At 51.5% G+C, this 12,852-nt stretch carries 10 protein-coding genes; 9 read left to right on the top strand and 1 reads right to left on the bottom strand.

What is annotated here, in order from left to right; translation table 11 throughout:
• Nucleotides 1-46 precede the first annotated feature (46 nt).
• The 8 genes from BM159_RS00625 to BM159_RS00590 all read left to right on the top strand — a co-directional run bounded on the left by BM159_RS00625 (nt 47) and on the right by BM159_RS00590 (nt 9,885).
• Nucleotides 47-2,383, top strand: a complete 2,337-nt coding sequence (locus BM159_RS00625; RefSeq protein ID WP_342745739.1) for a DNA internalization-related competence protein ComEC/Rec2 — start codon at nt 47-49, stop codon at nt 2,381-2,383.
• Between the two features lie 64 nt (nt 2,384-2,447).
• On the top strand, nt 2,448-3,545 hold the full coding sequence (gene holA / locus BM159_RS00620) for a DNA polymerase III subunit delta (protein ID WP_093912331.1): 1,098 nt from the start codon (nt 2,448-2,450) through the stop codon (nt 3,543-3,545).
• Between the two features lie 220 nt (nt 3,546-3,765).
• The gene (locus tag BM159_RS00615; RefSeq protein WP_093912330.1) at nt 3,766-5,670 is read left to right on the top strand and encodes a type I glutamate--ammonia ligase; all 1,905 of its coding nucleotides are present in this window, start codon (nt 3,766-3,768) and stop codon (nt 5,668-5,670) included.
• A gap of 227 nt (nt 5,671-5,897) precedes the next feature.
• Nucleotides 5,898-7,037: an acyl-CoA dehydrogenase family protein gene (locus tag BM159_RS00610; RefSeq protein ID WP_093912329.1), complete on the top strand. Its 1,140-nt coding sequence runs from the start codon at nt 5,898-5,900 to the stop codon at nt 7,035-7,037.
• 120 nt (nt 7,038-7,157) lie between these two features.
• Nucleotides 7,158-7,601, top strand: a complete 444-nt coding sequence (gene lspA / locus BM159_RS00605; RefSeq protein WP_093912328.1) for a signal peptidase II — start codon at nt 7,158-7,160, stop codon at nt 7,599-7,601.
• Between the two features lie 65 nt (nt 7,602-7,666).
• On the top strand, nt 7,667-8,596 hold the full coding sequence (locus tag BM159_RS00600; protein ID WP_093912577.1) for an RluA family pseudouridine synthase: 930 nt from the start codon (nt 7,667-7,669) through the stop codon (nt 8,594-8,596).
• A gap of 137 nt (nt 8,597-8,733) precedes the next feature.
• Nucleotides 8,734-9,285, top strand: a complete 552-nt coding sequence (gene pyrR, locus BM159_RS00595; protein WP_093912327.1) for a bifunctional pyr operon transcriptional regulator/uracil phosphoribosyltransferase PyrR — start codon at nt 8,734-8,736, stop codon at nt 9,283-9,285.
• A gap of 144 nt (nt 9,286-9,429) precedes the next feature.
• On the top strand, nt 9,430-9,885 hold the full coding sequence (locus BM159_RS00590) for a hypothetical protein (protein ID WP_093912326.1): 456 nt from the start codon (nt 9,430-9,432) through the stop codon (nt 9,883-9,885).
• 131 nt (nt 9,886-10,016) lie between these two features.
• Here the strand turns inward: BM159_RS00590 and BM159_RS00585 are convergent, their stop codons facing one another.
• Complete coding sequence (locus BM159_RS00585; protein ID WP_177205832.1) at nt 10,017-10,469, bottom strand: S-adenosylmethionine decarboxylase family protein; 453 nt, start codon at nt 10,467-10,469, stop codon at nt 10,017-10,019.
• Between the two features lie 199 nt (nt 10,470-10,668).
• Between BM159_RS00585 and recD2 the strand changes: the two genes are divergently transcribed.
• A complete protein-coding gene (gene recD2, locus BM159_RS00580) occupies nt 10,669-12,819 on the top strand; it encodes an SF1B family DNA helicase RecD2 (RefSeq protein ID WP_093912324.1) in 2,151 nt (716 codons plus the stop codon).
• Nucleotides 12,820-12,852: the final 33 nt, after the last annotated feature.

Below are 12,852 nucleotides of genomic sequence, written 5' to 3'. Positions count from 1 at the left end.
GGCATTTCTTCTGTTTTGTCTGGGAGATATTTTTTCTTTTTATGAAATGCAAAAAACGTTCTGGTGCTGCTCAGGATTGTTTTTGCTCTTTGAAATAGTCTGTCTTTGCAAAAAATACAATAAAGAGTATCTGTTTTGCGGACTTTGCTGCTTTCTTGTGCTGGCGGGGGGATTTATGACAGGAACCGCAAAACTGGAAACGCAAAAGAGATGGCAGAAACTTTTTGGAAAGCAGATTATCCTGCAGGGTGCTGTAGAACCGGACAGCATACGCAAAACGGAGCAGGGAATCGGCGCATTGTTGGCGGCAGAGTATCCGCTGCATGGCAAGGTGAGGATTTTTGTGAAAACGGATCCCAAAAATGCTGACCTTACCATGCGGAAGCTGCGGTCCGGAAGAATCGGGTTGACGGGAGTTTTGAAGGAACCGGTCTTTTTGCGCAACCCGGGAACGTATGACGGATATCTTTTTAATAAAATTAAAGGGATTCACGGTAATCTCACGGTTTCGCCTGCCCAATTACATGAACTGGGAGAACCGCTCCCGCTGCGGTTCCGCTTCACAGCTCTTGCGCAGAAGGTGAGGGAAAATGCTCTTGTGCAGCTGCATATCAGCGCGGGCGCGATTCTGCCGGGGATGGTATTGGGCGGGTATCAGGGCGTGGGGCCGGAAGAGGCGGATGTGTTCCGGGACAACGGCATAGCGCATCTGCTGGCTGTATCCGGCACCCATGTGGCGGTACTAGCGATGATACTACAGGCGTTGGTGCGTCCGGCCGGGAAAAAGGGGATCATTTTTATTCAGTTGTTCTTAGCGCTGTATGCGTTGCTCTGCGGTCTGCAGCCTGCGGTACTGCGCGCCGTGGTCATGGCCTGTGTGTTGCTCTGGGGCCGCAGCCGGAAACTGAAGGCGGACAGCCTCCGGTTATTATTACTGACAGGCTGGGTTCTGCTGCTGGCAAATCCTTTCTGGCTGTTTGACATCAGCTTTCAGCTTTCCTTCGTGACCACTGCGGGATTGATGCTGGCAGGATCGAAAGTGACCGCATATATTCCTCAGAATCTTCCGGACTGGTTGCGGACAGTGTTGGGCGTGACGCTGACGGCCCAGGTTTTTTCTTTTCCGTTTTCCGTGTTTTATTTTCACCGGGTCTCCCTGATCGGGTTAGTCAGCAATCTGCTTCTGCTTCCGGCGCTGGAACTGGCCGTGCTGTTATTTCTGTCAGGACTCTGCTTTTTATTTTTGACATCTGTCGGGGGCATGCTTTGCGGTCTTCTTTTTCCTTTCGCTGGCGACATTCAGCCGGGCAGCGGTATCTTTGCTGTTGTCGTAAGTTTTCCCTTTTCTGTTGCGGAACGCCTGCTGCAGGGCGCGGTTGCAGCGGGAAAGCTGCTGGCAGGATTGCCCTTTGCGGCAGTGGATGTTGCCGGGTGGTACAAGGTGCAGTATTTCTGTTATCTGGGGTTCATGGCTTCCTTTTTTGATCTGGGTCCTTTCAGCCGCCTGTCTTCCCGGCAGAGAAAACGCTGGCTTGGAGTATTGTTTTGCAGCTTCCTTCTGATAAATGCTGCGCGTTATCTTTTGCCTCAGGATTTGACGGTTCACTTTATAGATGTGGGGCAGGGCGACGCAGCGCTGGTCCGGACACCGGCAGGAAAGAACATTTTAATCGATACAGGCGGTCTGCAGGGTGAAGCGGATATTTCCCGCATGGTGCTGCTGCCTTATCTCCGTTACCTCGGCGTAAAACAAATCGATGCCCTGTACCTGAGCCACGGCGACCATGATCATGCCGGGGGCGCGGCCGGTGTGGCAGCCAGGCTGCCGGTAAAGAATGTATTTTTGGGAGCCGGGGCGGAAAAGTCTGCGGATGTGCAGGCGCTGCTGAAAGTTGTGGAACACAAGGCAAACGTCTACAGACTGCAAAAAGGCGAACAGTGGAATGTGGGAGACTGCAGAATAGTAGTTGCCTCAGCGTCTTCCGGAACATCTTCTGCCGCTGCGACAGAAACCAATGCTTCTTCGTTAGTCCTGCAACTGTTTTGCCGCGGACATTCCCTGATTTTTACGGGTGACGCGGATATGGAAACAGAAGAAAACGCCATGCGGCTATTGCGTACTGCGGATGTGATGAAAGTCAGCCATCACGGGTCGGAAACCTCTTCTTCCCCGCATTTTCTTGATCATATTAAGCCACATTTCGCTATAATCTCCTGTGGAAAACATAACCGCTACGGCCATCCGGCTCAGGACACACTGGAACGTCTGGCTGCCTGTAATATCATTCCCCTGCGGACGGATGAACTGGGCGCGATCAAGGTAGTTTTTGGCAAAAATAATTTACACTGGTACAGCTACCGCTACCATGAAAACCAATTTTAATTCAACAATGTTCATGATATAATAAAATATAATTTTCTTTGTGTTATTATCGGAGAAACATACCATGAAACCAAAATCCTCCGGCCTTGCCCCGGATGTATTTATCAAACAAATTGAAAACGGCACCATCCCCACCGTGGTCTGCATCGTGGGGGAAGAACCCTATTACCGGGATCTGGTCCGCCGCACCCTGCTGGACGCCATCTTTACGGACACGCCGCCGGACAGCAGGGATATCACGGTTTTTGAAGAAAAAACGGACATGAAAAAGCTGGACACCCTGATCAACACATATCCGTTTTTCAGCGGCAGGACGGTCATCCTCGTTACGGATAAAGAGCTGTTGACCCCCAAAGCGGAAGCGGAAGGGAAAAAAGCAAAATCCGGCGGGAAGGGAAAAGCAAAAGAAAAGGCAAAGGAAACGAATCTCTCAAAGCAGGAACAGTTCCAGTCAATGCTGGGGGATGTTCCGGACTTCTGTACCGTGATTCTGCAGGCGGAAAAGATGGACGGACGGCAGAAGTTTACAAAGTTCTTACAAAAGGAAACGGTATTCGTGGACTGTTCCCCGGTGGATTCCCGGTATCTGCCGGCATGGCTGGCGCGGCAGGCGGAACAGCGGGGCGGACGCCTGGACAGGGGCGCGGTGCAGCGCATCCAGGAATACCTGGCAACCGTGGACAATCCTCCTTTACAGCTGCTGGCGGCGGAAGTGGAAAAGATTGCCGTGTATGCAGGAGACCGGAAAAACTGGACCGCGGCTGACGTGGATATGCTGTTTTCCTCGTTGCCGGAAATCGGCGTATTTGCCCTGAATAATGCTATCACGGCCAAAAATACGGTGCTGGCCCTGCAGCTGCTGGCAGAGGAACAGAAGAAAAATACATATCTTCCGTTGCTGGTTGCCAAACTGCTGACCCATCTTCGCAGTATCCTGATGGTAAAAGAAGGGGAACGGCTGGGCCGTACTGCTGCCCAGCTCGTTGCCGAATCTGGCAAAGCGCCGTTCCTGATCAGCATGTGGCAGAGGGAAGGCAGAAACTTCAGTGAGGGCCGCCTGCGGAACGCGATCCAGGCGCTGGACACGCTGGCGGAGGAAATCAGCCTGGGCGGACGGCAATACGACCGCCTGGAAGAAATCATTGCCGTATTGTGCGCGTAATTTGTCTGTCGGTTTAAACACGTTTAAACCGTGAGGGATTCGTTTAACAATAGTTGCGATATTTGAAACAGGTTAGCGCGCAACCAAAATGTATACATTTTGGTTGCAGCCAGCTTTTATAGACATTTAAGAGTGGATTTGTTAAAATAAAATATAATGTTAAAATTGCTGTCCGTTTCAGACGGCACAAAGGGGGGAAGCGGCTCTTTGCCGGAATATCATGGGAAAAAATGAATTGCTGTATGTGATTAAACCTTCGCAGCAGACAAAAGAAACGCTGCTGCAGTTATTGGCCGACCATAAAGAGGTGCAGTTTGTTTCTCTGATGGGCGTGGACCTGGCAGGGAACGATACGGATGAAAAGATTCCCGTCAACATTTTTTTGCATGATATTGACAAGTTCCTGACCGGCAGCGCCGCCCAGACTGACGGCTCTTCCGTGGTACTGCCCGGTATCGCCACCCTGAACGATGCCCGTGTGGATATGGAAGTGGACAAGGACGTAAACTGGTACGTGGATTATAACTACGAGCATTTTGACGAAAAGGGGCGCATGGTAGGCACGCTCCGCATGCCCTGCTTCCTGACCCATAACGGCGAGTATGTGGATTCCCGTTCTCTTTTGAAGAAATCCCTGCAGTATGTGGAAGACGAAATACTGGCACTTCTGAAAAAATATCCGCACATTCCCGGGCTGGAGAACATTGATGTGAATGAAATCGCGCATCTGATCTTCACCACGGCGACGGAACTGGAATTCTGGGTGAAATCTCCCCGGGAAAACTCTCCCATCGAGGCCCTGTCTTCCTCCCAGGTCATGCAGGAGATGTACTGGCAGCGGACCCGCGGCAACGTGCGCACGGCTTTGGAGCAGACCATTGAGATGCTGGAGCTGTACGGACTGGAACCGGAAATGGGGCATAAAGAATGCGGCGGCGTCAAAGGACAGATTGATTCCTCCGGCCATATGACCCATATCAACGAACAACTGGAAGTAGACTGGAAATATAATGCGGGCCTGCAGACGGCGGACAATGAAATTCTGGCCCGCATCATCGTCAAGGAAGTGTTCCGCCAGAACGGTCTGGACATTTCCTTCCAGGCGAAACCGATCCCCGGTGTGGCCGGCAGCGGCGAGCATACCCATGTGGGCATTGCGGCCAAACTGAAAAACGGCAAGGTGGTCAACCTGTTTGCCCCGGCGGACATGCATAAGGATTTCCTGTCCGCGGTAGGGTATGGCGCTGTGATGGGCATCATGAAGAATTATGAGGCCATCAACCCCTTCATCTCCGCCACCACGGACGCCTTCAACCGGCTGAAACCGGGCTTTGAGGCGCCGGTGTGCATCGTGACGTCCCTGGGCCTGGCCCCGGACATCCCTTCCCGGAACCGTACCATTCTGGCCGGTCTGATCCGTGACCTGGACAATCCGCTGGCGACCCGCATCGAGATGCGTTCCCCGAATCCCTACACCAATACCTATATCGCCATCGCGGCGTTCTATCTGGCAGCTCTGGACGGCATCAAAGCCTGTGTGACCAGTAAGAAATCCCTGGCCCAGCTGGAAAAGGAAATTTCCAAAAAGGCCGGGCAGAAAGGCTTCTATCTGGAAAAAGACAGAGAGTACCGCACCGAAGCCGATGTGTTTGAAGACTTTACGGCGGAAGAGCGGGCCAAGCTTTTTGGCGAACCGCCTGCCACCGTTTGGGAAAATATCCGGAACTGGGATAAATATCCGGAAAAGAAAAAGGTTATCATGGAAGGCGGCATCTTTGGCGAAGCGGTGATCCGTTCCTTTGCGGAAGGCGCCATGATCCGCTGGAAGACAGAGCTGCTGAACCGGCTAATCCCGGAAGCCCGGGCCGATGTGGTGGCAACGAAGAAACTGCATGATGCCGGCAACGGAACCGCGTACGACAATGCTGTCTGGAAAAAGATCCAGGCCGTGCGCAATAAACTGGCGAAAGATTCCGCAAAAGAAACCAGCACATTTACCGAGATCAAAAATGCCATAGAGGCCGGGGATTACGACGCGGTATCCGCGAAGTTTTTGGAGATGCAGAAACTGAAAGATGAGCTCTATGCGTTGTATCACGATTACAGGCAGAACATTATTGATTAAAAACGGTAGTCCGGCAAAAGAATACTGAGATTTGCCGGAGTGTGACGCTATAGTTGTGTGTGTTGCCGTTGAAACCTGCTTGGATTGTGAACTTTGTGAAATTTTCTTTGCAGGGTTGTTGTCTTATAAGTAGACTTGTGGTAAAATACTACAAGTATTGGCTGGATTTACAGTTTATAAAGACTTTCTTGGCAAAAAATATAGATGCCGTATTTAGGAGGATAACAATGAATTTTGGATTTACGGAAGAACAGCTCGAATTGCAGGAAATGGTGCGCGAGTTTGTGGCAAAGGAAATTACTCCCATTGCCGGTGAGATGGACGCGGAAAACGCGACCCGTCCGGAATTGTTTAAAATGGCTGCCGACATGGGACTGCTGAATGTTATTGTTCCTGAAGAATACGGCGGATTAGGTCTGGACAGCGTTACGGTTGCCATGATGTATGAAGAGCTGGGAAAAGGCTGCGCCGGCGTGGCGACGTCCATGGCTGCCAATGCTCTGGCAACGGCTCCCGTGCTGCTGGCAGGCAACGACGAACAGAAACGCATGTGGTGTGATATCCTGAACGAAGGCGGCCTGGCTGCTTTCGCCCTGACGGAACCCGGCGCCGGTTCGGATGCCGGCGGTGTTTCCACCCGTGCTGTCCATGACAAGGAAAAGAAAACCTATACCCTGAACGGTACAAAAGCGTTTATCACCAACGGCGGCATTGCGGACATCTACCTGGTTTTTGCCAATACCCGTAAAGACGGCGGCATCCGCGGCCTGACCGCTTTCATCGTTCCGAAGGGAACTCCCGGCTTCAAAGTGGGCCGTAAAGAAGACAAGATGGGCATCCGTCCTTCCAATACCTGCGAACTGATCCTGGATAACGTGGTCATTCCGGAAAGCAACCGTGTAGGCCGTGAAGGTCAGGGCTTCCGCATCGCCATGCAGACGCTGGATTCCGCCCGTCCGTTTGTGGGCGCGGTTTCCGTCGGTCTGGCCCAGGCCGCGCTGGATGTTGCGGTTGCATACGCAAAAGAACGGAAACAGTTCGGCCAGCCCATCGCTTCCTTCGAAATGATCCAGGAAATGGTTGCCGATATGGCCATGAAGATCGATGCGGCCCGTCTGCTGGTGTACCGTGCCTGTGCTATGCGTGACGAAGGAGTTGTGTTCACCAAGGAAGCGGCTATGGCAAAATGCTTTGCGGCAGATACTGCCATGGAAGTTACAACGAATGCCGTGCAGATCATGGGCGGCTACGGCTACTCCAAAGAAAATCCGGCTGAAAAACGTATGCGTGATGCCAAGATCATGCAGATTTATGAAGGCACCAACCAGATCCAGCGTCTGGTCATTGCCAACAAAGTTATGTACTGATTTAAGCGAAGCTGCCCCGTTGCCTGCTGACAGGCAGCGGGGTTTTTGTTATAATACTGTATAAGGATTTGCTGCGGAAAATGTTCGCAGCAGTTTCTGAAAAGAATTCTGGGAGCCGCTATGATTTTATTATGGTTATCGCTGCTGGTGCTGTTCCTGGACCGGGTCACCAAGCTGGCTGTGGTTTCAAAAATGACGGAAGGCGAAAGCATTCCCGTTTTTGAAAACATTTTCCATCTTACTTATGTTTTAAATCCGGGCGCCGCTTTTGGCATGCTGCCCCATAACCGGACGTTTTTTCTGGTTATCGGTATATTGGCTGTGGCTGCAATCTGGTGGATGCGGAAAGATATTCTGGCGGAAGGCTGGCGGACACGCGCCGGGACGGCCTTGTTTCTGGGCGGCACCCTGGGAAACCTCTGGGACAGGGTGCAGACCGGACTGGTCATCGACTTTTTTGATTTTCGCATCTGGCCGGTATTTAACGTTGCGGATATAGCCATATGTGTAGGAGTAGGGCTGATTTTATGGGGAATGCTTCAGAACGGATTTATGGACAATTAAATGAAACGGACGATCCAGCTGTCAGCGGTGTCTGGAATGACGCCGCAGAGGAACCGGATATTGCCATGCAGGATTCGGAAGATTTACGGGAAGTGACTGCGGACGCAGCTGATTCCGGAAAGCGGGCGGATGTGTTTTTTGCTGAAGTCCTGGAAAGTACCCGCTCCCATGTTCAGATATTGCTGAATGAAGGCCGCGTTTGCAAAGGAAATAAGCAGATCAAGCCAAACTATAAAATTAAGGCAGGAGATGTTTTTCAGGTAATACTGCCCAGGCCTGTGCCGTTGGAGGCGGAGCCGGAAAATATTCCGCTGGACATCATCTATGAAGACGACGATGTGATCGTGCTTAACAAACCCAGGGGCATGGTGGTGCACCCGGCGCCGGGGCATTACACAGGCACGCTGGTCAATGCGCTGTTGTTTCACTGCCGGAATCTGTCGGGGATCAACGGCGTGATCCGTCCCGGCATCGTGCACCGGCTGGATAAGGATACCAGCGGCATCATGATTGTCGCGAAGAACGACGACGCCCATGTATCCCTGTCCAAACAGATTCAGGACAAAACGGCGAAGCGGACGTACCTGTGCGTTGTCCGCGGCAATGTAAAAGCCGACAGGGGCCTGATTGAAACCCGCATGGACAGGGACAAAAATGACAGGAAACGGATGGCTGTGGTTACGGAAGGCGGACGCGAAGCCATTACGGAGTATGAGGTGCTGGAACGGTTTGGACGCTTTACCGTGGTGTTGTGCAGGCTGAAGACCGGACGGACCCATCAGATCCGCCTGCATATGGAGCATCTGGGCTATCCGCTGGTTGGGGATCCCAAATATTCTCCCATGAAGACACCTTTTTCCATAAAAGGGCAGGCGCTGCATTCCCGGACGCTGGATTTTATCCACCCGCGGACAGGTCAGCCGATGCATTTTGAAGCGCCTTTGCCGGAGGACCTGCAAAAAATTTTAACCCGTCTGCATAACGGACAGTTCTAATAAAACACTGAAAAACACCTGTATATATTGGCGTGAGCCAATTGGCATATTGAATTATGAAAAATACGGATTGTTTTGAGTCAGATGCCTATAAAAAGACAAATTTGTAGTTTAAAATATATTACGAGGTGGAACAAATGAAGAACATTGTTAAGAAAACGTCTATTATGGATGCGGACGGCATCCGCCGTGCTTTGATCCGCATCGCCCATGAAATTACCGAAAAGAACAGGGGCGTTGAGAATGTGGCTTTGGTAGGAATCCGTACCCGGGGCGTGCCGCTGGCCGCACGGATTGCGGAAGAAATTCAGAAGATTGAAAATGTGGCGGTTCCGACCGGTTCCCTTGATATTACCCTGTACCGTGACGATCTGACTACTATGGGTTATAATCCGGTGATCCACGGAACGGAAATTGACTTTGATGTAACCGGGAAGCATATTGTCCTGGTGGACGACGTGCTTTATACGGGACGGACGATCCGTGCCGCCCTGGATGCCCTTATCGATATGGGCCGCCCGAAATCCATCCAGCTGGCGGTCCTGATTGACCGGGGGCACAGGGAACTGCCAATCCGTGCCGACTATGCAGGAAAGAACGTTCCTACGTCCCGCAGGGAGACCATTGAAGTGGCGTTGCAGGAAGAAGGCAAAACGGATGAAGTGATTTTGGGAGAAATCGCGGACTAAACAGATTTGTTTTCATTTTTTTCATAATCATTGCGCGCCGGTGTGTTATAATATTTTTCACAGAGCCGGTTGATTGGAACAGTGAACTGTTTATCATTCAGTTTTCAGCAGTTTTAACATATTAATTTTTGGGGAGGCCTTCTCATGAAAAAAGTTTCTTTGTTGTTAGTAAGCTTACTGACTGTCTTTATTACCTCGTTATCCATGGTTGCGTTTGCGGCGCCCAGCGACGAAAATCCCTATAAAAACCACTATGTGAAAGAAGCCCAGGCGATTCGAAAGCAGGGCACGGCAAAGATTGTCTTTCAGTTTATGACCCGGGAAAACGTACCGCTGCCGGGAGTTATCATGCTGTATAACACGACAAAGGAAAAAGGTCAGGAAGCAGTTGCCGATGAAAAGGGCATGATCCAGTTTGACGTTAAAGCTTCGGAACTGTATTACGTCCATCACGTAATTTATGACAGAAAGATATTGCCGATCCAGGGCGGCGCCATGGTCAACAATGTGGATAAGCTGGATATCCGCAAGGGTACCGTTTTGTGGAACGTTATCGTAAAATATGGGGACCAGGCTTTTATGAGTTACCGCGGGAACTGACGCAACAGAACATAACATCGCATAGCGATGTTTCCTTTAACTCCATCATACAAAATCAATAATAAAGAGCCGGGCATTGTTGTCCGGCTCTGTTGCATTTATAAAGAGTTATTAGCTTGCGGGTATGTAATTTATAAAGATTTGGGTTTCATCAGAAGTTTCCCGAAACGCTTGGTCATATTGCGCATCTGGGTGATTTTGCGGGATTTGTTGCGGTGCCGTGGTTTCATATCGGCTTTTTTGCCGAAATCACCCCGGTCAACATAGGTCAGTTTCATTTTATCAGGGGCAAGAAAACTGCAGAGTTCCCGCACCATCTTTTCCGGATCGGCGTCTTCGCTGCAGGAAAAACCGTCTATGGCGACAAACCCTTTTTCCAAGTTCACGTGCAGGATGATGTGACCGGCTTTGCAAATGCTGTAAATACCGTAACTGGTTTCATTCTCCTGTTCTGTGCGTATGCTTTGCATATGCATAGAGTTTTTTTCCGCATAATCTTCCAGAACTTTTTTTAGTGATTCCTGAGCCAGCGCGTCTTCCGCGCAGCCGTACAGGTCGGCAGCGACTAATAATCCAGATTTCAAAATAAAGTCTCCTTTTTAAAACTGTCGGCGGGGAATATCCTGCCCGTTCTGTGTTTTCTGCTACTTTTGAAGTAGTGTAGTATTCAATGTAATTATAGCAAAGGTGTATAAGCTTGTCAAAATAAGAAAGTATAGTAAAAACGAATACGCATATGTGATATAATAGTTTTAATAATAAGTAAGAATGCAGAGGGCTTGCATGGAAACGATTGAAGGCACTGTCGAAAACATAATATTTCAAAGCGATGACAGGCAGTTTTGTGTGTTCAGGACAAAGTGCACATCACTTGGCCTGGTCACAACGGTATATAAGGGACCGGCGCCCTTTATGGGGGAAATGATACGGGCCCGCGGTGAGTGGACGCAGCATGCGCGGTTTGGCCGGCAGTTCAGTGTTACCGGGTACCAGTCGCTCAAACCGGGTTCGGCAGAAGGGATGGAGCGTTTTCTGGCCAGCGGGGCCGTAAAAGGCATCGGTAAAGCTATGGCTTCCCGTATTGTTGCGCATTTCGGCAAGGACACGCTGGACATATTGGGAAAAGCGCCGGAGCGTCTGGCGGAAGTGTCGGGGATCGGCGCCAAAAAAGCAAAAAGCATCGGCGAGGCCTACAATATGATTTCTGATTTACGGGAACTGATGCTGTTTTTGGAAGAGAACGGGGTAAGCGGCAATTACGCGGCAAAATTACAGCTTGCCTATGGCGATACGGCGATTACCCGAATCAAAGCGAATCCCTACAGCCTGATTACGGATATTGACGGGATCGGTTTTAAAACTGCGGACCGTATTGCCTTGTCACTGGGCTTTGAACCGGCATCGGAAGAACGTGTCCGGGCGGGGATCGGCTATGCGTTAACCCTGGCTGCTTCCGGCGGGCATACCTGTATCCCGGAAGAAGAATTGCTGCGGTATGCGAGTCAGGTTTTGCAGATCGACTTCACCGACGTGGAAACGGTTTTTCGCAAAATGATTGCCAATGACCAGCTACGGACGGAAGACTGGGGCGGGCAGCGGTTTGTTTATCCGGAATACCTGTACCGGGCTGAAACCGGAACCGCGCGCATGCTCCGCGCGTTGCGGGACCATCCTGACAGCCTGGGAAAAGTCAATGTGGAAAAAATTATCGGTGACTGGGAAGCGGAAGCCGGTATCGAACTGGCGGAGGCCCAGAAGGATGCCATCCGTTCTTCGTTAAAGTTTGGCGTGTTTGCGCTGACAGGCGGTCCCGGTACCGGCAAGACGACCATAATCAAAGGCATCCTGTCGGTGCTGAAGCGTGCGGGCTGCACCGTTTTGCTGGCAGCGCCTACCGGCAGGGCGGCCCGGCGGCTGGAGATGGCTGCAGGGGATAAGGCGCAGACGGTGCACCGTCTGCTGGAATATACCGTTACCGGGGAGTTTGGCAAGAACGCAGACGACCTGCTGGAAACGCAGGCTGTCATTGTGGACGAAGCGTCCATGCTTGACATTTACCTTTTTTACCACCTGCTGGAAGCGCTGCCCCTGGGCTGCCGCCTGATATTGGTGGGGGACGTGGACCAGCTGCCTTCCGTGGGACCGGGGTCCGTGCTGAAAGATATTATCCGGTGCGGCAAAATGCCGGTGGTCCGTCTTCAAGAAGTATTCCGGCAGGCAGAGGTCAGCCCGATCGTTCGCAATGCACACCGCATCAACCGGGGCCTGCTTCCGGAGTGCGCGGCGGACAGCGATTTTTCCATGACGGAATTTGCAGACGAGGAAATGGCAGCAGCTTATATTACGGATTTATATGCTGCCGCAACCAAAAGCGGCGGGTGGCAGTCATTACAGATCCTGTCCCCGATGCATAAAGGCCCCTGCGGAGTACAGAACCTGAACAGTCTGTTGCAGGACCGCGTCAATCCCCCCTCTGCCCGGAAAGAAGAGATCCGACAGCCCGGTGGCGCGACGCTCCGTCTGGGGGACAAGGTGATGCAGATCCGTAATAATTACGAAAAGGATGTTTATAACGGGGATATCGGGCAGATTGCAGATATTTCGGGAAAAGCCGTTAAGGTCTGGTATCCGGAGCGTCCGGACGGGGAATATGTGACCTACGGGGACGGTGAAACCGATGAGTTGCAGCTGGCTTACGCCATGAGCGTCCATAAATCCCAGGGAAGCGAGTATTCCCGCGTTGTACTCGCGTTGGTGCCCGGGCATTATATCATGCTGCAGCGGAACCTGCTGTATACGGCCGTGACGCGGGCCAGGGAAAAAGTGGAACTGGTAGGGACAAAAACGGCGCTGCAGACTGCCGTGGCCAACGACCGGACCCGGCGCCGCTATTCGCTGCTGAAGGAACGGCTGCAGGAAAGCGGGGATTTGTGAAAACCGGGGTAACGGTTAAAAAGGCTTGTGCTC

This window comes from Succiniclasticum ruminis DSM 9236 (genome assembly GCF_900112895.1).
Lineage (GTDB): Bacteria > Bacillota > Negativicutes > Acidaminococcales > Acidaminococcaceae > Succiniclasticum > Succiniclasticum ruminis.
Note: the sequence above shows the minus strand (reverse complement) of the source record. Positions and strands in the feature narration are given on the sequence as shown.